Genomic DNA, 22103 nt, shown 5'->3' with positions numbered 1-22103 from the left:
CGGCCGCGCCGCCGGCGGCCCCGTCCCCGGGCGGGGTGGGACCGGCCCCGGGGGGGCCGCGGCCTCGCCGGGGGGGGCGCCCCCTCCACGCCCGGCCCCCCCCCACAGAGCTGTCGCCGCGAGCGGTCAGTACCGGAGGGCGGCGGCGATCCGGCCCGATCCGGACAGCGTCCCGTCGGGGACGAAGCGCACCGCCGCACCGGTCGACAGGGCCTGCTCGACGATCTCGTCCACGATGTCGTCCCGCGAGTCGAGGTCGGTGGGGTCGGCCGGTTCGAGGTGGTCGCCGTAGTCGCGTACGACCGTCTGGTAGTGCTCCTCCACGGCCAGCAGGCGCACCCGGCCCTCCTTCGCGGCCACCCACACCTCGTCGACTCCTCCGGAGAACTCGCGGCGGCCCTGCGCGGCGTCCAGCTCGGAGACCACGGCGGCCGTGTCGGACTCCAGCCGTGCCCTACGAAGCGGCTCCAGCGCCTGCCACACGGCCGCGGCCGGTCCGGAGCCCAGGCCGCCGCGCCGGACGGTCGTCGTGTCCTTGGCCAGCGGCCCGACCTCCTCCAGGAGCGTGATCGCCGCCGCCTCGCCGATCACGTACAAGGGGCGGGGCGAGGAGCTGAGCACGACGCGCATCGCCTCGTGCGCCTCGCGCAGGAAGTGACGGGTCCGCTCGTCCCGGAACGTGCTCGGCACATCGCCGATCTGCTCCTTGCGCTCGGCGTCGGGGTCCGCCAGGCTCCGTGTCCGCGGGAAGCCGTCCGCGGTGTGCTCGTGGACGCCCTCCTGGTCGCCGCTCCACAGGGCGACCCGGTCGGCGGCCACGGTCAGCGCCCAGAAGGGCTGCTCGGCGGCCTGGGCGGCGACGAGATTGCGCGTGAGGAAGGTGTCGGCGACGACGACCCGCTCCGGGACCGTCCGTGCCACCGTCCACACCAGGTGCTCCCCGGGTGCGGCGTAGATCACGAGACCGTCCTCGGCGTGGGCGAGGTCGACCTCGGTGAGGGCCTGCTCCAGCTGGCTCAGCACGTCGAGCCGCCGCTCACGGGTCACCGCCGGGTCCTGCTCGACCAGCTCTCCGGCCCGGGCCACGAGGTTGCGGAGCCGGACGGGGTCCTGGGTGTTGTCGGGCTCCCGGCGGTGCGTCGGCATCACGAGCGACACGGCCGGATAGGGGCGTGGCTGACGCAGCTTCGCGAGCAGTTCGCTGCTGAGCGCAGGATGCATGGGACCAGGCCTTTCGTGGGCGATCGCAGGGGCGTGGACGGGGCCGCGGCACACGGGCTCCTGGGAGACCGGCCAATCAGAACGCACGATATGCCCGCATTCGCGCGTCGGCGCGTCGTGCGGGCCGAGGCTGCTCCACCGGGCGCGACGCCGTCTCCGTTCGGGCCCGCCGGACTGCGCGGGCGGCCGGCAGGCGCCAGGCTGGACGTCGTACCCGGAAGGAGCGTGACCAGCGTGGCCCGGAACCGCCGTCTGATCCTGAGCTCGCCGTCCGAGGTCTGGCGCCTCCTCTCCGACGGCCGCCGTTACGGGGAGTGGGTGACCGGCACCCAGCAGGTCCTGGCCGCGGACCCGCACTGGCCGGACGTGGGCGCCCGCCTGAAGGTCCGTGTCGGCGTGGGGTCCATGACCCTCGACGACACCTGCGTGGTCCGCATCTGCGAACCGGAGCGCCGCCTCGAACTGGAGGCGAGGGCGGAGCCCTTCGGCGCGGCCCGTATCGCCATGTACCTGACGCCCTGGGGTGAGAACACCCTCTTCACCCTCGACTGGCACCCCCTGCGCGGCCCCGGCACGCGGATGCACGGCCTCCCGGTGGACTACATCGTGGCGGTCCGCAACGGCATGATGCTGACGAAGCTGGCCCAGATCGCGGTCCGCGAACACGCGTCGCGGGTGTGAGCGCGGCCCGCGCGGGTAGCCGCCAGGCCCCGCACAGGGCGCGGGACGGAGAGAGGCGATGAACGCAGACCCGGCTACGGCCCGCTCCCGGGAGGACACCCTTCCCGCCGATCACACCCAGGCGATCCTGGAGGCCACGAAACGCGTGGGCTCCCTCCTGAAGGCGTCCGGTCACCCCTTCGCGCTCGTCGGCAGCGTCGCGGTCTACGCCCACGGCATCCCGCTCACGCTCCAGCACGACACCGACTTCGCCGTACGCCGCGAGGACGCCGAGGACGTCGTGAAGGCGCTGGAGGACCATGAGGTCGAGATCGTCAGGCCGCCCGAGGACTGGCTGGTCAAGGCCCGGACGCGGGGCGAGGAGATCGACCTCATCTTCGCGCTCGCCAACCGGCCGGTCACCACCGAACTCCTCGAACGGGCCGAGTCGCTGCCCGTGGACTCCGTGCACATGCCCGTCCTCGCCCCCACCGATCTCCTCAGCAGCCGCCTGGCGGCGCTGTCGGAGCACCACTGCGACTTCGGCGCCCTGCTGCCCGTCGCCCGCGGGCTGCGCGAGCGCGTGGACTGGGCACGGCTGCGCGAGGAACACGGCGAGGAACCGATGCCGGCCGCCTTTCTGTACCTCCTGGAGCGGCTCGGCGTGATCCCGGGCGAGGAGGAGACGTGATGAACGCGCGCGACACGGGCGAGTACCGCATCGCCCGGCTCCGTGAGCGGCTGGCGGGCGGGGACACGGCCGAACTGGGCGTACGGATCGAGATGCGCGGTGGGGCCGTCCTCCTCTCCGGCACCCTGCCGACGGCCGACCACCGGGAGGAGATCCTTCGGATCGCCGACTCCGAGCTGGCCGGCATGCCCGTCCTCGCCGATCTGGGCGTCGCGAGCGCGGAACCCCCTGACGGCCACGAGGACCTGCCGTGAACGCCCCCGCCGGCGGCGCGGACCCCGAGGCCGGGGCCGTCGTGCGCGTGGCCGCGGTGGGCGACATCCATCTCGGCCCCGACTCGCGCGGTCTGCTCCGCCCCTCCTTCGCGACCCTCCCGGACCGCGCGGACCTGCTGCTCCTCGCGGGCGACCTGACCCGCCACGGGACCGTCGCAGAGGCCGAGGTGGTGGCAGGCGAGGTCGAGGACCTGGGCGTCCCCGTGGTCGCGGTGCTGGGCAACCACGACCACCACTCCGAGCAGGAGGAGGCTGTCTCCCGCGTTCTCGCGGACGCCGGTGTCGCCGTCCTGGAGGGCACGGCCACCGTTCTGTCGCTGTACGGGAGGAAGACGGGTGTCGCCGGGGCCAAGGGGTTCTGCGGCGGCTTCGCCGGCCGCTCCGCCGGCGAGTTCGGGGAGCGCGAGATGAAGGACTTCGTACGCGTCACCCGGCGCAGCGCGGACGCCCTGCGGAGGTCGCTCACCGAGCTGGCCGACGACGGCTGCGCACTCCGGATCGCGCTGACGCACTTCTCGCCCGTGCCGGACACCCTCGCGGGGGAGCCACGCGAGATCTACCCCTTCCTCGGCAGCTACCTCCTCGCGGAGGCGATGGACGAGGCAGGTGCCGACCTCGCGGTCCACGGCCACGCCCATCTCGGTACCGAACACGGTATGACGGCGGGCGGTATCAGGGTCCGCAACGTCGCCCAGCCCGTGATCGGCAAGGCCTACGCCCTCTACCACCTCCCTCTGACGGCCTGACCGACACGCCGGGCCGCTACCGCGATTTCCCGTACGTCAGCCGGAATCGAGGGAACGGGGCCCCGGTTTCGAGCCGGCATTCCGGCCACCACCGTCGCCCGGTCGTCGGGCTCGTCACCGGCGGACGACGTCCGGGGCGCGTGCGGGGCGCGTTCGACGGAGAACCGGCAGGCCGGAGCGGGGGCCGTGCAGAGGCGGGCGCGCGCGGGCCGAACGTGGCCCGAAGCGACGCGGAGTGACGAATTCCGTGCACGTTCGACCACACCGTGCTACAGTCGACTCAGTTGCAGTTGTGGTTCCCAATAAACTTCAAGTGCCTTGGGTGAATTCAATTCGCCAGGCACTTTTTGTATTTTCGGTGCTGTTTCCGGACGGGGCAATCGCGCGGCGACGCCGGGATTCACGCGGTGTGGATCCCCGGGTAGTGCCTCGAAGGAGATTTAAAATGGCTAATGGCACCGTGAAGTGGTTCAACTCGGAAAAGGGCTTCGGCTTCATCGAGCAGGAGGGTGGCGGCCCGGACGTGTTCGCCCACTACTCCAACATCGCGACCTCCGGCTTCCGTGAGCTCCAGGAGGGCCAGAAGGTGACCTTCGACGTCACCCAGGGTCAGAAGGGCCCGCAGGCGGAGAACATCCTCCCCGCCTGACGCCGAGCCTTCCGACGCAGCTGGGGTCCTCACCGACGAGGTGAGGGCCTCAGCTCGTCGCATTTTCGGACGAGGTCACTCTGATGAACGAATTCGCACCCCCGGTCTCCCACACCCCGGCCCTTCCCGCGGTCGCCGCCTTCGGCGAGCTCGACCTGCCCGCCGAGGTGCTGGCGCTGCTCACCGAGCTCGGTGTCGACACACCCTTCCCGATCCAGGCCGCCACGCTGCCGAACGCCCTCGCAGGACGTGACGTCCTCGGGCGCGGACGCACCGGTTCGGGAAAGACCCTCGCGTTCGGCCTCGCGCTGCTCGCGCGCACCGCCGGGCGCCGGGCCGAGTCGCGCAAGCCGCAGGCCCTGATCCTCGTCCCCACGCGTGAGCTCGCCCAGCAGGTCACCGACGCGCTCACGCCGTACGCCCGCGTCCTGAAGCTGCGCCTGGCCACCGTCGTCGGAGGCATGTCGATCGGCCGTCAGGCCGCCACGCTGCGCGAAGGCGCCGAGGTCCTCGTCGCGACCCCGGGCCGTCTGAACGACCTCGTCGAGCGCAAGGACTGCCGCCTCGACCGCGTGGACATCACCGTCCTCGACGAGGCCGACCAGATGGCCGACATGGGCTTCCTTCCGCAGGTCACCGAGGTGCTCGACCTCGTACGCCCGGACGGCCAGCGCATGCTGTTCTCCGCCACCCTCGACCGCAACGTCGACCAACTGGTGCGGACCTACCTCCACGACCCGGTCGTGCACTCGGTCGACCCCTCCGCCGCCACCGTCACCACCATGGAGCACCACGTCCTCCAGGTGCACGGCGCCGACAAGTACGCCACCGCCACGGAGATCGCCGCCCGCGACGGGCGCGTGATCATGTTCCTGGACACCAAGGCCTCCGTCGACCGCTTCACCAAGCACCTGCGGGGCAGCGGAGTGCGCGCGGAGGCACTGCACGGCGGCAAGTCGCAGCCGCTGCGCAACCGCACCCTGGAGCGGTTCAGGAGCGGTGACATCAGCGTCCTCGTCGCCACCAACGTGGCCGCGCGCGGAATCCACGTCGACCAGCTCGACCTGGTCGTCAACGTCGACCCGCCCGCCGACCACAAGGACTACCTGCACCGCGGCGGCCGGACCGCCCGCGCCGGCGAGTCCGGCAGCGTCGTCACGCTGGTCCTCCCCGACCAGCGCAAGGACGTGGTCCGGCTGATGGGCGAGGCCGGGATCCGCGCCCGCGTCACCCAGGTCCGTTCCGGCGAGGCCGAGCTGAGCCGCATCACCGGCGCCAAGGCCCCGTCCGGCCGTCCTGTCGACGGCGCCGCGCCCAGCACGGAGGGCCCCAAGCGCGGCGGTGCGCCCTTCCGCGGCATCGGAACCGTTCCGGGCAAGCCCGGCCGCGCGAAGAACGAGTCGCGGCGCTCCGCCGAGGCCCGCAAGACGGCCGAGGCCCGGCAGGCCGCCCGGATCCGCCGCGGCCGCTAGGGCAGGGAGTCCGCTCCGCGCGCGGGGCCGTCCGGGCGGAGCGGCACTGTCGGACCCGGATGATCCAATGTTCCTCGTCGCCGTCCGAGCGCGAGGGGGAACACGAGCATGTCCGGTGCATCCACGGCCCCGGCCGAACTGCGTCGTCTGATGGACGCGTTGACCGGCCCCGGCGGTCCGTCCCGTGACGGCGCGGCCGTCGTGACGGACCGCCGCGACGACCAGGCCGCCGTCGCGGTGATCAGGTCGGCGCGCCCCGCGCGCGGCCTGGCGCGAGCACTCTCCCGCGACCTGCCGCCGGGCGGAGCCGCCGCCGCGCTGCTGAGAGAGCTGACGGATCGCCACCTCGCGGGATCCGGGACGCGCTGGCGCCGGCTCCACGACGCCCTCACCACCGCGCCGGACGCACTGCCGGAACTGCTCGCCGAGCTGCCCGTCCCGAGCGCATCCGAGGCGGACCGGCTCCCGCCCAAGTCCGTCTGCGCCACCATGGAGTTGCTCCTGGAGCGGGCGGCGCCCGCGCACGCGGCGGCCGCGCTGACCGCGCTGCCGGAGCGGACCCTGGAGACGATTCTCGCGGGCGGCTCCCTCCCCGGTCCCTCGCTGACCTCCGCCGTCGTGCTGCACGGCGACACCAGGGCCCGCACCGCGCTGGCCCGCCACCCCCGGATCGACGCCAGGGTCCTCAAGCGGCTGGTCGGCGCGGACGACCCGCAGGTGAACGCGGCCGTCTACCGCAACAACCGCTGCACCCCGTCCCTGCGCCGCACGATCGTCCACGCCCATGCGCAGGCCCGCGTCCCGCTCGAGGAGAAACTCAGAGCGGAGTTGCTGTCGCCCGCCGGTACCGCGTCACGTAGCCGGACCGCGCCCCTGCTCGTCAGCGGGGACCCGGCTCTGGTCGGACAGGCGCTGACCTGGGGCGTACGCAAGGCGGCGCAGCGCCATGCCCTGCTGCGGGTCCTGGAATGCCGGGGCGCGGACGCCCTGCGCACCATGCTCGCCGATCCGTCCGTCGTGCCGCTCGTCCACCCGGAGATCCGCGCCGAAGCCGCCGAAGCACTCCACGCGGCGGGCGGGGACGCGGCGCTCCGGCTGCGGGCCTCGGGCGAACCGTACGACGACCCGGCCGTGCTGCCACGGCTCCTCGGCGTCTCGCGTGGCACCAGCACCCTGCGCGATCTGCTCAACGAGCCGTACGCCCACGATTTCCGGGCCCTGGCGGCGGCCAACCGGACGCGTCCCTTCATGCCGAAGGCGGCGGAGGAACTGCTCCGCCACGAGGACGCCACCGACGCCGAGCGCGCGGAGTTCCGGCTGACGCTGCTCAACGGACCGTGGCGGGCCGGCGGCCGTATCGCGGGCAACCTCACCCCGCCCGGCCGCCGTCTGTCCGAGGAGCTGCTGGACGACTCGGCCGCCGACTGGGCCGTCGGCATGGTCGAGGCGGGGTTGCTCGACCCCGCTGAGCTGGTGACGAAGGCCAGGCCCGCGGCCCGGGCCGTGGAGGCGCTCCGCGCGGTCTGCGAACGGGGCCTGGACGGCGATGGCCTCAGAAGAACGCTGGCCGCGTTGTACGAGGACCACCTGGCGGTGCGCCCCGATGCCGTGGAGACGCTCCTGCGGAACCTTCCCGATCACCCGGGCACGCTGACCGAGGCGGCGAGGAGCGCGGGCGTCCGGCATGCGACGCCGTCGCAGACGCAGACGCAGACGTACACGTCGACGCCCGCTCCGAGCCGGGCCGACGACGAAGGCGTGCCTCCCGCACGTGCCGGGAGCGCTCCCGCCACGGACGGCGAGGCGGCCGCACCGCCGGCGCGACCGGCAGGTGCGCGGGCGCGTGCAGCGCTCGGCGCGATCGACCTGCTGAGGTCGCTGGCCGCCCCCGGCACCGCGCCGCTGCCGGACGATCCGGAGGTCCTGCGCCGCCTGTCCGCCCACACCCGGGACGACGTCCCCGGCCTACGCCACCCGGACTGGCTCCACGAGGCCTGCATGGCGCGGGGGTCGAACGACCTCGCGCACCGGTGCCACCCGCCCACACGCACCGACACGCTCGCACGGATGGCGGAGACACCGGAGCCGGGCTCCCTCGCCCGCATCACCGAACAGGCCTATCTGCACGGCATAGTGTCGGCCGACGACCTGCTCCGCCACCTCCCGGCCGCCCTGATGCTGCGCGTGCCCCACGACTGGAACGACCTGGCTTTTCTCGCGGCCTGGCGACGCGCTCTCGCCACCTTCCTGGACCGCGAACTGGGTACCGAGGCGGACGGCTGGCTGCGGCTCGCGGCCGCCGCCCGACGGTCGACGTCCGAGCCGGACGGGGGCGGGACCGCCGGCCGCCACACGGCCACCTGGCCCGAACTCCTCGACCGGTCACGGCGCGACGCCCGGCGCACGGCTGTCCTCCTGGAAGAGGCGCGCGCTCCCCTCGGCCACGCCTCGCCGTTCACCCCCACCGACCCGCCCACCTCGCCCGAGTCGGCGGTGCGCCTGCTCGCCCGTGGCAACCACCTGTGGGCCTGGCCGCTCGGGACCCTGCTCTGCGTGGCGGGACCCGCCGCCCTCGCCTCGGTGATGGCCCGACTCGGCCCCGACGGGCCGTGGATGCTGGCCGCGTTCGTCCTCCGGTTCCGCGCGACTGCGCCCACCCCTTTCGCGTTCCTCCTGGCCCACCGCGACCCGTCGGCCCTGACGGTGCTCTCGCAGCAGTCCCGTTGGCTCGACTCCACCGCCCTGCGCGAGCTCCTGGACCTCGCCGACCCGGACGTGGACCTCGCCGTGCTCCGCACCAACGGCGATCCGGACGTGTCCCGATGCGTCGCCGCCCGCCCGGGCGCCCTCACTCGGCGCCTCGCCGCCGCCGTGCGCGCCGACCCCCTCGCCGAACTCCCCGGCGGGCGTACGGCATGGCTGGAGTCGGCCCAGCCGGAACTCGTCGAGCTCGTCTTCGACAGGGCCGGCAAGCAGCTGACGATGGCCCAGCAACTGGTCGGCGCGCTCAGCCTGCTGCGTCACGGCGGGCCCGGCCGGCTCGCCGCCCTCGCGGCGGGCGGACGACTAGGGGCCGCCGTCACCCGCCTCTGCCAGAAGGCTCTGGCGAGCGGCGATCCGGCCTCCGTTCTCGCGGCCCGGGCGGCGAAGGAGCTGGCGCCCGGACGCCTCGTGGCGCGGCTGCGGAAGTGCCGTACGCACGGAGATGCCCGCGCCCTCCTCGACGCCACCCCGGGAACCCCGGAGTGGGAGGCACTGGAGGCCGAGCACGCGCGGGACCCCGTCCCCTTCTGGGAGGCCGTGGTCCGCCACCCCAGCGCTCCCCGGGACTTCCGGATCCGGCACGCCGGGCACCTCCACCGGATGTCGGCGTTCGGTACGCCGCCGGACCGGGAGGTGACCGTGGCGCGTGTCCGGCACGGTGTCGACACGTACGGGCGCGAACCGGTGGACGCCCTGCTGGACCACTTGCTGAGGACCGGCCGGCTGACCGGGCGCGACCTCGTCCGAGAGGCCGCGCCGGCGGCCGTCGTCCTGGGCTACCTGGGCCGCGCCCGCCGACGGCCGGACGCTCCCGAGGAGGTGGGGGCCGCCCTGGAGGAGACCGCCCGGCTGGTGGCCGAGCGGCTCGGCGACGACCACGACGCCTGGCGTGCCCTCCACACCCGTCTCACGGATCCGGACGTCGACCGTGTACCGGCCTGCGCCACGCCCGAGCTGCTGTCCGGCCGGCCCTACGGAGCCGTCTCGCAGCGGTAGGTGAAGCGGGTCTCCGCGGTGTGCCGGGTGGGGGAGACGACGACGAGCCGTGCCGTCGCCCGGTGCTCGCCGGGGCCGTGGAACGTCCACAGCAGATGCAGGCGCGCCTGCGTCTGGTGGCGGGCGAGCCGCTCCCGCAGCAGCCCGGACGAGGTCCCGTCACTGCGCTCCCAGCGGTACGTGACGCTGCCGGGCCGCCCGTCGGTCTCGAGGACCGCCACGACGTCGGCGGTGCCGCCGCAACCGGGCGGCCGTGCCGGGGCGGCGACCGAGACCCCGCGTACCGAGACCTCCGGCCCGAGCCGCTGCCAGGCGAGGAACGCGAGGACGGCGAGCAGGACGGCGGCGGGCAGGGCGTACCGTCGCAGTGCCCTGTGGCGGCGCGGCGGAGCCTCGGGCGGACCGCCGTGCCAGATCTGGGCGGTCGTCGGGCCACCGGCCATGCGGAGCCGAGTGGCAGGAGTCACCCCGGGGCCGAACCTGAGGACGTCGCCCTCCACCCGGTCCGGCTCCACGTCCTGCGCGGGTCCCTCGAACCATTGGCTGCCGAGCACCGTGGCGCTGTACTCGTCGGGGTCGTGGCCGCTCATGAGATCGTGCACCTCCTCGTGAGGATCTGCTGCGTGGAGGCGCCGTTCGCGGCGGCCGGGTCCGTGGTGGCCCGGACGCCCCAGTAGCAGCCGCCGGCCCGCGGGAAGGTGTGGGGCAGCGTGATCGTGTACCGGGTCGCGCCACTGCGCCGTACGCTCTCGGAGCCGTCCGGCACACCCGCCGAGCCCTTGGTGTCGGCCGTGAACCAGGAGATCTGGACGACGACCGGACCGGTCCCGTCCGTCACGACCTCGAACGAGGCCTCCGCCGTGCTCGTGCCCGTCTGCCGCAGCGCGGTGACGGAGACCGCCTTCACACCGACCGGACGGGGCGTGGGCGGTGTCGTGGGCGGAGTGGTCGGCGGAGTGGTGGGCGGTGTCGTCGGGGGCGTGGTCGGCGGATCCGTCGTCGCCGTGGGGACGAGGGTCACCGTCGGCGTCGGGGTCATCGTGAGCGTCGGGGACGGGGTGGCCGAAGGGGTCGCCTCCTCGGATGCCGAGGGCGTGGCTTCGGGAGACGCCGTGCTCGTGGGCGGCGCGGCCGTGGGGGAGGCGGGTGCGGTCGGTAGCGTGCTCGTGGTGGCGAACGCCTCCGCCGTCGTACGACCGCCCTCGTCACCGGCGCGGGCGGCGACGGCCGCGAGCAGGGCGAGGATCACCGCGGTGACACCGGCCGGGACGACGATCTCCGGCCACAGCCGGCGCCACCGGCCGGCCGGCCGGGGCAGGGTGGTCGTGGCCAGCGCGGTCGTGCCGGTGGCCGGTTCTCCGGCGGAGGTGGGGAAGAGCAGAGGCAGGAGCGCGGCGAGCGCGGCCAGCCTGCGCTGCCCCCGTTCCTCCCAGTCGGGTCCGTAGGCGGCCGTGGCGACCCCTTCCAGCTCGGCCACGAAGGCCGTCGCGTGTGCGGGGCGTTCCCCGGGGTTCTTCGCGAGACCGCGCCGGATCAGCGGTCGCAGAGGCTCCGGGACGTCCGCGTCCGGCACGGGCGCGTCGAGGTGCTGCAGCGCCAGTTCGGCGATGTTCTGGCCGGTGAAGGGCTTGCGTCCGGTCAGGCACTCGAAGAACGTCGCCGTCGCCGCGTACACGTCGGCTGCCGGGGACGCGGGCTCGCCGTTCCACTGCTCGGGCGCCATGTAGGCGGGTGTGCCCGCGACACCCGGCGTGCCACCGTGGTCCGTCGCGATGCCGAAGTCCACGAGCGTGGACGAGCCGTCGGCGGCGACCAGGACGTTGTCCGGCTTGTAGTCGCGGTGCACGACCCCGGCCCCGTGCGCGGCGGCCAGGCCGAGGAGCGAGCCCTTGAGGACCACGAGCGCCGCCTCGGGTCCGGTGGCGCCCTCCCGGGCGAGCAGCGCGCGCAGGGCGACCCCGTCGACCAGCTCCATCACGATCGCGGCGCCCCGCGGCGCCTCCACGTACTCGTACAAGCCCACGACGTGCGGCGATTCGAGTGCGGCGAGCCGCCGCGCCTCCGCCCGGAACCCCCGGACGAAGGCCGGATCGGTCCGCAGGCGCTCGCCGAGGTACTTCACGGCCACCGGCTGCCCGGTCGCGTCGTGGACGGCGAGTACCACGCGCCCGCTCGCACCCGCACCCAGCTCCCGGAACTCCGTGTATCCGGGCACCACCCAAGCGTTCATCCCGCCCCCAGTCTTCTTCAACGGGGACAGATTCCGGCCACGACCGGTTCCCGGCAAGGGCGCGCGCGTGGGGTGCGGACGGCGCGAGGACGGCGTACGGGCGGCGCATGGACTTCTTGCGCGACCCCATGGACTCTTCGCACACCGCCCCCGCCGGGCGGCGGCGGACCCTACGGTGAACGTCGGCCGCGGGGGCGCCCCCGGCCGCGGGTGGGCCCGGGGCCCTGGCGGCGTCCCGGCAATTCCGCGACCAGGTGCCCCGCGTTCACGTCCTGTACCGCGCCCCCACGCATCGACGACACGTCCACGTCCTCTCACCCACTGATCTTGGGCTCGCTCGGACCACCGTCCCCCCACCGGAATCCATCAGAGGTGCTCAGACCCATGACCGAACTCAACCGGCGCCGTTTCCTCCAGATAGCGGGCGCCACCGCAGGCTTCGCGGCGCTCGACAGCAGCATCGCCCGGGCCGCCGCCATCCCCGCCGCCCGGACCTCCGGAACCCTGGCGGACGTCGAGCACATCGTCGTCCTGATGCAGGAGAACCGGTCCTTCGACCACTACTTCGGAGCCCTGAAGGGGGTCCGAGGCTTCGGCGACCCGCGCCCCATCACGCTCCCCAGCGGAAAGTCGGTCTGGCACCAGCAGGACGGCTCCAAGACCGTGCTGCCGTACCACCCCACCGCCGAGGACCTCGGCATGCAGTTCATCGCAGGCCTGAACCACGACTGGGCCGGCGGCCACAGGGCCTTCAACAACGGCAGGTACGACCAGTGGATCCCCGCCAAGTCCGCGGGCACCATGGCCTATCTGAACCGGAACGACATCCCGTTCCACTACGCGCTCGCCGACGCCTTCACGATCTGCGACGCCTACCACTGCTCGTTCATCGGCGCCACCGACCCCAACCGCTACTACATGTGGACCGGCCACACCGGCAACGACCGCACGGGCGGCGGTCCCGTCCTCGGCAACGAGGAGGCGGGGTACAGCTGGAAGACGTACCCCGAGCGGCTGGAGCAGGCCGGGGTCTCCTGGAAGATCTACCAGGACATCGGCGACGGTCTGAACGCGGCCGGGCACTGGGGCTGGATCAACGACGCCTACCGCGGCAACTACGGCGACAACTCGCTGCTGTACTTCGACCAGTACCGCAACGCCCAGCCCGGCAACCCGCTCTACGACAAGGCCCGCACCGGCACGGACGCCTCCAAGGGCGACGGCTTCTTCGACATCCTGCGGGCCGACGTCGCCGCCGGACGGCTCCCGCAGATCTCCTGGATCGCCGCCCCCGAGGCCTTCACCGAGCACCCCAACTTCCCCTCGAACTACGGCGCCTGGTACATCTCGCAGGTCCTGGACGCGCTGACCTCCAACCCGGAGGTGTGGAGCAGGACCGCGCTCTTCATCACGTACGACGAGAACGACGGTTACTTCGACCACGTCGTCCCGCCGTACCCGCCGTCCTCCGCCTCCCAGGGGCTCTCGACCGTCGACACCTCCCTCGACCGGTTCTCCGGCAACGCGAGTTACGCCGCCGGTGTCTACGGCCTCGGCCAGCGAGTCCCGATGCTGGTCGTCTCGCCCTGGAGCACGGGCGGTTACGTCTGCTCCGAGACCTTCGACCACACCTCGATCATCCGCTTCATGGAGCGCCGCTTCGGAGTGGCGGAACCGCAGATCTCGCCCTGGCGCCGCGCCGTCTGCGGCGATCTCACCTCCGCCTTCGACTTCGGCCTCGAGGACACGGCGCCGGCGGCGCTGCCGGACACCTCGGCGTACAAGCCGCTCGACAACGACCGGCACCCCAGCTACGTACCGAAGCCGCCGGCCAAGCCGGTGCTGCCCGTCCAGGAGGCGGGAGCGCGCCCGGCCAGGGCGCTGCCGTACGAGCTGTACGTCGACGGCGCGGCGACGCCGTCCACCGGGCGCTTCGCGCTGACCTTCGGCGCGGGTGCCAAGGCCGGTGCCTGCTACTACATCACCGCGCCGAACCGCACCGACGGGCCGTGGACGTACACGGTGTCGGCCGGCCGGAGCATCTCCGACTCCTGGAACTCCGCCTACTCCGCCGGGGTCTACGACCTCACCGTGACCGGCCCCAACGGCTTCCTGCGCGGCTTCCGCGGGCCGGGCACGACGGCGGGTCCGGAGGTGACGGCACGTCATGATGCCGTCTCCGGCAACGTCGTGCTGACGATGACGAACACCGGTGTCGCCGCGGTCACCCTCACGGTCACCAGCGCGCCCGCCTACGGAGGCCAGGTCCAGCGGGTCACGGTCGCCAAGGGCGCCACGGTGACGCACACCGTGGACCTGCGGGGCAGCAAGCGCTGGTACGACCTGTCGGTCGTCTCCAGCGGGAACAGCACCTTCCTCCGGCGCTTCGCGGGCCATGTCGAGAACGGCACGGCGGGCGTCAGCGACCCGGGGATCGTCACCGGCTGAGGCCGGAAGGGGGCGGTGCGGCGGCCGGTCAGACGGTGACGACCCGCACGTCGGCGTCGGTCAGCCGCCGCACCGCCTCCGCCGGGAGGGCCGCGTCGGTGACCAGGACGTCGACGTGGTCGAGGCCGCAGATCCGGGCGAAGGCGCGCCGCCCCATCTTCGAGGAGTCGGTGACCACGACGACCCGGCTCGCGCGCTCGGCGAAGAGCCGGCTGATCCCCGCCTCGTCCTCGTGGTGCGCCATGATGCCGAGCTCCGGGTCGATTCCGTCGACGCCGAGGACGACGACGTCGAGCACCACCTCGTTCAGGACCCCGGCGGCGAGCGGGCCGACCAGTTCGTACGTCTGCGGGCGCGCCACACCCCCCGAGACGACGATCTTGATCTGTGGCCGTACGGCGAGCTCGCCGGCGATGTTGAGCGCGTTGGTCACCACGGTCAGCGCGGGGGCGGGCGGGGTGCCGGGCGCCTCCGCCCTGCCGCCGCCGAAGCGCAGCGCCAGCGCGCGGGCCACCTCGGTGGTCGTCGTTCCGCCGTTGAGCCCGAGCACCTCGCCCTCGTGGACCAGCTCCGCCGCCGCGGCGGCGATGCGCTGCTTCTCCGAGGCGTGCCGGGAGGACTTGTAGCGCAGGGGCAGCTCGTACGAGACACCGTGCGGGACGGCTCCGCCGCGGGTACGGACCAGGAGCCGCTGTTCGGCGAGTTCGTCCAGGTCCCGGCGGATCGTGGCGGGGGAGACGTCGAGCGTGGCGGCGGCCTCCTCGACCTCCAGCCTGCCGGTGGAGGCGAGGAGTTCGAGGAGCGTGTTCCACCGCTCGTGCTTCGACATGATCGCGATTTTAGCGCCGCGCCGACGCCGTGGGCCCTGGACCGCACGCCGCCGCTGATGGATACTGCGCACAGTGATAGATGCTCGAAGATGCTCGAAAATCATCTATTACGAGCATGACTGAGCATCCTCTGTCTGTGAAGGAGTCGCACGTGCCCCCTACGGGTCCCTCCCGCACCGCCGCCGAAATCGCCTCCCAGCCCGCCTCCTGGCGCAAGGCCGCGGAGACCCTGCCCCAGCACCGCGCGGCGCTGCCGGTGCGGGGCGAGCGCGTCGCCGTCGTCGGCTGCGGTACCTCCTGGTTCATCGCCCAGGCCTACGCCCAGCTCCGCGAGACCGGCGGTCACGGCGAGACCGACGCCTTCGCCGCCTCCGAGTTCCCTCTCGGACGGCGCTACGACCGGATCCTCGCCATCACCCGCTCCGGCACCACCACCGAAGTCCTCGACCTGCTCCGCCGCGTCAAGGGGACCGTCGTCACCGGCGCACTCACCGCCGACCCGGCGACCCCCGTCATGGCCGCCGCGGACGCCGTGGCCGTCCTCGACTTCGCCGACGAGGAATCGGTGGTGCAGACCCGCTTCGCCACCACCGCCCTCGCCCTGCTCCGCGCGCACCTGGAGGCGGAGGACGCCCTCCCGGCCGGCGTGCGTACCGTCGAACGGGCGGCCAAGGACGCCGAACGCGCCGTCGCCGAACCGCTCGCCGCCGCGATCACCGGTGCCGAGCAGTACACCTTCCTCGGCACCGGCTGGACCTACGGACTCGCCCTCGAAGCGGGCCTGAAGATGCGCGAGGCAGCCGGCGCCTGGACCGAGGCCTACCCGGCCATGGAGTACCGCCACGGCCCGATCAGCATCACCGCGCCCGGCCGGGTCGCCTGGTCCTTCGGCCCCGTGCCCACCGGCCTCGCCGCCGACGTGGCCCGCGTCGGCGGCACCCTCGTCGCGGAGTCCGGCGACGCCGACGGCGAACTCGACCCGATGGCCGACCTCGTCCGCGCCCAGCGGCTCGCCGTCCTGCTCGCCGAGGCCCAGGGACAGAACCCGGACCGGCCGCGCAACCTCACCCGGTCCGTCGTCCTCGACCACGGCGCGACGGAGGAGAGCTGATGCCGCTCACCACCACCGGCGAGATCGTCCTCGAAGCCCGCGAGCACGCGGCGGGCGCCGGAGCGTTCAACGTGATCCAGATCGAGCACGCGCAGGCCATCGTGGCCGGCGCCGAGGCCGCGGACCGTCCCGTCATCCTCCAGATCAGCGAGAACACCGCCCGCTACCACGGCGCCCTGGAGCCCATCGCGCTCGCGACGCTCGCCATCGCCCGCCGGGCCGCCGTTCCTGTCGCCGTCCACCTCGACCACGCCGAGTCGCCCGGCCTCGTGCGCGAGGCCGTCGCCCTCGGGTTCGGCTCCGTCATGTTCGACGCCTCCACCCTCCCGTACGAGGAGAACGTCGCCGCCACCCGCGAGATGACCGACTACTGCCACCGCGAGAACGTGTGGGTGGAGGCGGAACTGGGCGAGGTGGGCGGCAAGGACGGTGCCCACGCGCCCGGGGTGCGCACCGACCCCGCCGAGGCGCGCGCCTTCGTGGCCGCCACCGGCGTCGACGCCCTCGCCGTCGCCGTCGGCAGCTCCCACGCGATGCTCACCCGGGATGCCGTCCTCGACCTCGACCTCGTCTCCCGACTGCGCGAGGCCGTGGACGTCCCGCTTGTCCTGCACGGCTCCTCGGGCGTCGGGGACGCCGACCTCGGCCGGGCCGTCGGCGCCGGCATGACGAAGGTGAACGTGGCCACGCACCTCAACAAGGCGTTCACCCAAGCCGTCCGGACCCACCTGGGGGAGAACGCCACGACCGTCGACCCGCGCCGCTACCTCGGCCCGGCGCGCACGGCCGTCGCGGAGGCGGTCTCCCATCTGCTGGGAGTGCTGGGCGCCGAGGCGCCTCTGGTGCGCAGCTCAGTCGTCGGCCCCTGAGCCCTGCCGGCCCGGGTTCTGCGTGGGGGAGCCCTGCGCGGTTCCCGGGTCCTCGTCGGCTCCCGGTTCCTCGCAGGTGACGCGGTCGCGCGGGGTGTAGTGCGTACGGAACGTCTCCCGGCCGACCTCCGCCCCGCCGTCGCGGAAGACCCGGTCCACGGTGATGTCGAAGCCCTCCAGCGGAGTCTGCGGCTCGCACTTCGGGCCCGAGCCGGTCCGCTCGGCGGGTTCCGTCAGATTGGTGCGGGGGCCCTCCACCGCCTCCACGGCGTCGAACTTCTTCGTGCCGAGGAAGCTGACGGTCACGGAGGAGTCGGTGGAGCTCGCCTTGATGTAGATCCAGGCGTCGGAGTTGTTGCGGAACTTCAGGTCCAGCGTGCCCCAGGCCACCGTCGCCTCCCGGCCCGGCGGGTACCGCTCGATGTAGAAGGAGTGCGCCCCGTACTCGACCGGCTTGACCCCCGCGAAGAAGATCGCGTTGAAGACCGTGGTCGCGACGGCGGAGACCCCGCCGCCCGGCGCGGAGTGGTACTGCCCGTCCAGGATCATCGTGCCGTCGACGAAGCCGTTGGCCTTGGTGCGCTCCCCGACCGTCTTGTTGAAGCTCCAGACCTCGCCCGGCTTCACCAGCGAGCCGTTGATCAGCTCGACCGCCCGTCCGATGTTGGTCGTCCGGTACGGCGCGGTGGGGAAGTTCACCGTGAACGTCGACATCTGCTCCTTGATCCCCATCTCCGCCACCGACTTCCGGGTCAGCACCGGCTGGATCAGCCTGGTGGCCACGGGACCGGTCCGCGCGGCGTCGCCCCGCTTCGGCAGCAGCGGCATGACCGCCGCACCCAGGGCCTGGGCCGTCACCTCGTGCCCGGGCCGCCCGTCAGCGAGGACCACCACCTTGCCGTTCTCCACCCCGAGGCGGGCCTCGACCGGACCGGTGGCGACCCTGTCGAGCGGGCGCGCCACGGCAGGGTCACGGATCAGCCCCTGCTCGTCGAGGGTGGGGACGAGCCTGCCCTCGTCGTCGGCCTTCACCGTCAGATGCGCGCCGAGCGTGGTCGGGGTGATCCGCAGGCTCTCGCCGTCGACGGTGAGGGTCACCGGCCCCGACATCGCGGGCGTCCCGAACGTGTTGAGGAACCGGGCCGTCTCCGCCTCGCCGACCTTGGGCGGGGAGACGGCGGTCGGCAGCGGCACCGGATTCTCGTCGGGCTCGGGATAGTTCGCCCGCAGCGTGTCCACGGCGCCGTCGACGTCCAGCTTCTGTCCGATGCGGGGCTGGACGGTGACCGCCTGCCCGTCCTCGAAGGAGACGGCCCCCTCGACGGTCGTCCGGTCGTAGGTACGGGCCGCCTCGGTCATCGCCGCGCGGGCCTCGGACTCGTCGAAGGCGACGACCGGTTCGACGTTGCGCTCGTCGGTGGAGAACAGCCGGCCGATCACGGTCGCCGGATCTCGCGAGGGATCCGCCGCCTTGTCGACGGTCTTCTCCACGTCGACGCTCAGCCCGGCCGCGGCCGGGTCGACGGTGCCGGTGCTCGCGCCGATCCGTACCGGTATCGGGGCGGTCCAGGACGCGGGCGCAGCCGCCGTCAGCGCCGCCCGCGCCTCCTGGCGGCTCATGCCGCCGATGTCCACACCGGCCACCCGGGTGCCCTCGGAGATGTCGTTCCCCGTGGCGAGGAGTCCCGCCGCGTACAGGCCGCCCGCGGCGACGAGGGCCACTCCGGCCGCCGTCACCGCGATGCGTATGCGCCGACCGCGAGAGGACGACGGCGTCGCGTCGTCCTCGTGCCTGGAGTCGCTGGAGTCGCTCACACGGCCTGCCGGTGGGTCGGGGTACCCGAGATCCAACCGTGACGTTACGCCGAGCGGGTGGCCCACGCATGTTGGACGGCTCTGACCTGCCCTTATGTCACGGAACCCGGCCAGTCCAGGCCCGGCCCGTCCAGGCCCGGCCCGTCCAGGCCCGGCCCGTCCAGGCCCGGCCCGTCCGGGCCCGGCCGGGGCGTCGCCGGCACGTCGAGCGAGATCCAGGCGTCGGGGGGTACGTCCGGCCGGCCCGGTACCGGCCTGCGTTCCTCCTCCCAGGCCTCGCCGACGATGTCGGCGGCGACCCGGCGCCAGAACCGCACGGCTCCGGCGTTCTCGTCCTGGAAGGCGACCTCCCAGCGCCCCGGGTGCGCGGCCATGACCTCCCGCACCGCGCGCAGTCCGACTCCCGCCCGCCGCGCGGCGCGCACCACGAAGAAGCTGTTGAGCACGCGCGTCGGTGCGGAGAGGCCGCGGACGAACGCGAGACCCACCGGGTGCTCGCCGCTCGTCACCAGGTAGGCGGCCCAGTCGGCGTCCGCGAAGGCCGAGTCGAGCCGCTCGCTGCGGAAGGTTCCGTCCGGGCGCGGCAGCACACCGCTGTACTCGGACAGGTCGTGGCGGAACATCAGCCAGAGGCGTTCCACGGTGGGCCGGTCGGCAGGGGCCGCGCGACGCACGGACACGTCCGGCAGGGGCCGCCTCGGGACTCGGGGCAGGGGGCTTCTCGGGTTCTGTGGCATGAAAAAAGCCTCCCGGGCGGGGCGACGGCCCAGCCGGAGAGGCTCATTGACGTACGGGCAGATTACCAGCCGCCCCGGAGGCGACGGAGGCCGGGGCCGGGTGCGTGAGGGACGGACTCCCCTCACGCACCGCGGATCAGCCCTCCTGCGGGTCCACCAGTGCGTTCGACCGTGCCACGCGCGCGTACCAGCGGGCGCTCGACTTGGGGGTGCGGGCGAGCGAGTCGTAGTCGACGTGGACCGCGCCGAACCGCTTCGCGTAGCCGTACGCCCACTCGAAGTTGTCCATCAGCGACCAGAGGAAGTAGCCGCGGACGTCCGCCCCGTCCTCGATCGCCCGGTGCACGGCCGCCAGATGACCGTGCACATAGGCGATCCGGTCGGGGTCGTGGACCGAGCCGTCCGCGCCGACCACGTCCTCGTACGCGGCGCCGTTCTCCGTGATCAGCAGCGGCAGGTCCGGGCAGCGTGCGGAGATCCTGGTCAGCAGCTCGTACAGCCCGTTCGGGTCCACCGCCCAGCCCATGGCCGTCAGCTCGCCCGGCGCCCGGTGGAAGGCGACGTCGTCCGCCCCGGGCCAGGGGGAGTGGTCGCTCGCCCCGTGCCCGTCGTCCTGCGGCTTCGCCATCCCCTCGGCGACCGACGAGACCACCGTCGGCGTGTAGTAGTTGATGCCGAGCGAGTCCAGCGGACCGCCGATCGTGGCCGCGTCGCCGTCGCGTACGAACGCCCAGTCGGTCAGCGAGGCGGTGTCGGCGAGGAGGTCAGCGGGATACGCGCCGTCGAGGAGCGGGCCCAGGAAGACTCCGTTGCCGACGGCGTCGATCCGGCGCGCCGCATCCCGGTCCGCAGCCGACGTGGTGAGCGGACGGACCTCGTGCAGGTTCAGGCTGATGGAGATCCTCGCCCGCCCTGGATGCGCGGCGCGCAGCGCCTGCGCGGCCAGCCCGTGGCCGAGGTTCAGGTGGTGCGCGGCGCGCAGGGCCGCGACGGGGTCCGTGCGGCCGGGGGCGTGGACCCCGGAGCCGTAGCCGAGGAAGGCACTGCACCAGGGCTCGTTGAGCGTGGTCCAGCGGGAGATCCGGTCGCCGAGCGCCTCGCCGACCAGCGCGGCGTACGCCGCGAACCGCTCGGCCGTGGCCCGCTCGGGCCAGCCGCCGGCCGTCTCCAGCTCCTGCGGCAGGTCCCAGTGGTAGAGCGTGGCGACCGGCTCGATGCCTGCCGCGAGCAGCTCGTCGACGAGCCGGCGGTAGAAGTCCAGACCCTTCTGGACGGCCGGTCCGCGGCCGGTGGGCTGGACGCGAGGCCAGGACACCGAGAAGCGGTAGGCGCTCAGACCGAGGTCCGCCATCATCCGGACGTCGTCCCGGAAGCGGTGGTAGTGGTCGACCGACACATCGCCGGTATGGCCCTCGAACACCCTCCCCGGGGTGTGCGAGAAGGTGTCCCAGATCGACGGCGTACGGCCGTCCTCGGCCGCCGCTCCCTCGATCTGGTACGCGGCGGTGGCGGCGCCCCACAGGAAGCCGGGCGGGAACTGACGGACCGTCGTGTGCGGTCGGGGATCTGTCGCGGTCATGCGGAAGTGCTCCCGGGTGAGAGAGGCGTACGGGGGAGGGGAGGGATACGGGGGAGGGGAGGAACGGGCAGGGGCCGGCCACCGGTCCGCGGGGTCGGGTCATGACCCGCGGACCGGCCCGTGACCTCGGGTCAGCTCTTGACCGCGCCCGTGGTGATGCCGCCGACGATGTGCTTGCCCAGCACGGCGAAGACGAGCAGCAGCGGCAGGGTGGATATCAGCGCGCCGGTCAGCACGATCGACTGGTCGACGGTGTGGTTGCCGGCTCCCAGACCGGCCAGGGCCACCTGGAGCGTGGGGCTGCCGTCCGGGGTCAGCGCGATGAACGGCCAGAAGAAGTCGTTCCAGGCCTGGACGAAGACCAGCATGCCGAGCACCGCCATCGCGGGCCGCGCGACCGGGAAGACCACGTGCCAGATGATCCGCAGGCTGTGCGCGCCGTCCACCCGGGCCGCCTCCACGAGTTCCACGGGCAGCGCCTCGATCAGGTACTGGCGCATGAAGAAGACGCCGAACGCGGCGACCAGGGACGGCAGGACGACGGACTGGAGCTGGTCGACCCAGCCCAGGTCGGTGATGATCCGGTACAGCGGGATCACGCTGAGCTGCGGCGGGATCGTCATGGTCGCCACGACGAGCGCCAGCATCGCGCTCCGTCCCCTGAAGGGCAGCTTGGCGAAGGCGAAGCCCGCCAGGGTGGCGAAGAGCACCGTGGACACCGCCACCAGCCCGGCCACGACGGTCGTGTTGACCAGCGCCTCGCCCATGTCGACCTGGTTCCAGGCGAACGTGAGGTTGTCGAAGAGCCGTGGGCCGGGCAGCAGCGGCGCCGGGGGCGAGACGACACGCTCGCCCGAGTGGGAGGCGGCGACCAGGTTCCAGTAGAGCGGGAAGAGCGAGATCAGGGCCGCGAGGCCGAGCAGGACGTAGGTGAGCGGGCCGGCCCGGTGCTGGTCGCCGGCCGGAGGGCGCGGACGGAGACGGAGAGGAACACGCAGACGTGACATGAGC

General features: G+C 73.2%; 18 protein-coding genes. 10 read left to right on the top strand and 8 right to left on the bottom strand.

Features of this window, described 5'->3' with window-relative positions; translation table 11 throughout:
* Positions 1-126: 126 nt before the first annotated feature.
* Positions 127-1221, bottom strand: a complete 1095-nt coding sequence (locus tag ACF1G2_RS19150; protein ID WP_391799396.1) for a chemotaxis protein — start codon at positions 1219-1221, stop codon at positions 127-129.
* Between the two features lie 234 nt (positions 1222-1455).
* Here ACF1G2_RS19150 and ACF1G2_RS19145 point away from each other — a divergent pair, with 234 nt between their 5' ends.
* From ACF1G2_RS19145 to ACF1G2_RS19115, 7 genes are all read left to right on the top strand, one after another.
* On the top strand, positions 1456-1902 hold the full coding sequence (locus tag ACF1G2_RS19145) for an SRPBCC family protein (protein WP_391799395.1): 447 nt from the start codon (positions 1456-1458) through the stop codon (positions 1900-1902).
* A 58-nt stretch (positions 1903-1960) separates the two neighbouring features.
* The gene (locus tag ACF1G2_RS19140; RefSeq protein ID WP_391799394.1) at positions 1961-2572 is read left to right on the top strand and encodes a nucleotidyltransferase family protein; all 612 of its coding nucleotides are present in this window, start codon (positions 1961-1963) and stop codon (positions 2570-2572) included.
* Positions 2572-2826 carry a BON domain-containing protein gene (locus tag ACF1G2_RS19135; RefSeq protein WP_391799393.1) on the top strand — a complete coding sequence of 85 codons (255 nt, stop codon included), beginning with the start codon at positions 2572-2574 and terminating at the stop codon, positions 2824-2826. The genes ACF1G2_RS19140 and ACF1G2_RS19135 overlap by 1 nt, the downstream gene beginning before the upstream one ends.
* Positions 2823-3593: a metallophosphoesterase gene (locus ACF1G2_RS19130; protein ID WP_391799392.1), complete on the top strand. Its 771-nt coding sequence runs from the start codon at positions 2823-2825 to the stop codon at positions 3591-3593. The genes ACF1G2_RS19135 and ACF1G2_RS19130 overlap by 4 nt, the downstream gene beginning before the upstream one ends.
* 445 nt (positions 3594-4038) lie before the next feature.
* Positions 4039-4242 (top strand): cold-shock protein, encoded by a 204-nt coding sequence (locus ACF1G2_RS19125; protein WP_015031667.1) that lies wholly within the window; start codon positions 4039-4041, stop codon positions 4240-4242.
* A gap of 83 nt (positions 4243-4325) precedes the next feature.
* Positions 4326-5714 (top strand): DEAD/DEAH box helicase, encoded by a 1389-nt coding sequence (locus ACF1G2_RS19120; RefSeq protein ID WP_391799391.1) that lies wholly within the window; start codon positions 4326-4328, stop codon positions 5712-5714.
* A gap of 108 nt (positions 5715-5822) precedes the next feature.
* Positions 5823-9473, top strand: a complete 3651-nt coding sequence (locus ACF1G2_RS19115) for a hypothetical protein (RefSeq protein ID WP_391799390.1) — start codon at positions 5823-5825, stop codon at positions 9471-9473.
* On the opposite strand, the gene ACF1G2_RS19110 is transcribed toward ACF1G2_RS19115, so the two are convergent.
* Together ACF1G2_RS19110 and ACF1G2_RS19105 are read right to left on the bottom strand one after the other, a co-directional pair.
* Positions 9449-10063, bottom strand: a complete 615-nt coding sequence (locus ACF1G2_RS19110; protein ID WP_391799389.1) for a hypothetical protein — start codon at positions 10061-10063, stop codon at positions 9449-9451. The two genes, ACF1G2_RS19115 and ACF1G2_RS19110, sit on opposite strands and share 25 nt — an antisense overlap.
* Entirely contained in the window at positions 10060-11703 is a 1644-nt protein-coding gene (locus ACF1G2_RS19105; protein WP_391799388.1) for a protein kinase, read from the bottom strand. The genes ACF1G2_RS19110 and ACF1G2_RS19105 overlap by 4 nt, the downstream gene beginning before the upstream one ends.
* A gap of 384 nt (positions 11704-12087) precedes the next feature.
* Between ACF1G2_RS19105 and ACF1G2_RS19100 the strand changes: the two genes are divergently transcribed.
* Positions 12088-14151, top strand: coding sequence for a phosphocholine-specific phospholipase C (locus ACF1G2_RS19100; RefSeq protein WP_391799387.1), 2064 nt, complete (start codon positions 12088-12090; stop codon positions 14149-14151).
* A 28-nt stretch (positions 14152-14179) separates the two neighbouring features.
* Here the strand turns inward: ACF1G2_RS19100 and ACF1G2_RS19095 are convergent, their stop codons facing one another.
* Positions 14180-14980 carry a DeoR/GlpR family DNA-binding transcription regulator gene (locus ACF1G2_RS19095; protein WP_391799386.1) on the bottom strand — a complete coding sequence of 267 codons (801 nt, stop codon included), beginning with the start codon at positions 14978-14980 and terminating at the stop codon, positions 14180-14182.
* 116 nt (positions 14981-15096) lie between these two features.
* On the opposite strand from ACF1G2_RS19095, the gene ACF1G2_RS19090 reads away from it, so the two are divergent.
* Complete coding sequence (locus ACF1G2_RS19090; RefSeq protein WP_391799385.1) at positions 15097-16092, top strand: SIS domain-containing protein; 996 nt, start codon at positions 15097-15099, stop codon at positions 16090-16092.
* Positions 16092-16961 (top strand): ketose-bisphosphate aldolase, encoded by an 870-nt coding sequence (locus ACF1G2_RS19085; RefSeq protein WP_391799384.1) that lies wholly within the window; start codon positions 16092-16094, stop codon positions 16959-16961. Before ACF1G2_RS19090 ends, ACF1G2_RS19085 begins: the two co-directional genes overlap by 1 nt.
* On the opposite strand, the gene ACF1G2_RS19080 is transcribed toward ACF1G2_RS19085, so the two are convergent.
* The 4 genes from ACF1G2_RS19080 to ACF1G2_RS19065 form a co-directional block, all read right to left on the bottom strand.
* Positions 16944-18776: a VanW family protein gene (locus ACF1G2_RS19080; protein WP_391799383.1), complete on the bottom strand. Its 1833-nt coding sequence runs from the start codon at positions 18774-18776 to the stop codon at positions 16944-16946. The genes ACF1G2_RS19085 and ACF1G2_RS19080 overlap by 18 nt on opposite strands.
* Positions 18777-18868: 92 nt before the next feature.
* Entirely contained in the window at positions 18869-19465 is a 597-nt protein-coding gene (locus tag ACF1G2_RS19075; protein ID WP_391799460.1) for a GNAT family N-acetyltransferase, read from the bottom strand.
* A 184-nt stretch (positions 19466-19649) separates the two neighbouring features.
* The gene (locus tag ACF1G2_RS19070; protein WP_391799382.1) at positions 19650-21092 is read right to left on the bottom strand and encodes a GH1 family beta-glucosidase; all 1443 of its coding nucleotides are present in this window, start codon (positions 21090-21092) and stop codon (positions 19650-19652) included.
* Between the two features lie 131 nt (positions 21093-21223).
* Positions 21224-22099: a carbohydrate ABC transporter permease gene (locus ACF1G2_RS19065; protein ID WP_385854022.1), complete on the bottom strand. Its 876-nt coding sequence runs from the start codon at positions 22097-22099 to the stop codon at positions 21224-21226.
* Positions 22100-22103: the final 4 nt, after the last annotated feature.

Origin of the sequence: Streptomyces sp. NPDC013457 (assembly GCF_043089925.1) — a bacterium.
GTDB lineage: Bacteria > Actinomycetota > Actinomycetes > Streptomycetales > Streptomycetaceae > Streptomyces.
This window is presented reverse-complemented; position numbering and strand designations above follow the sequence as displayed.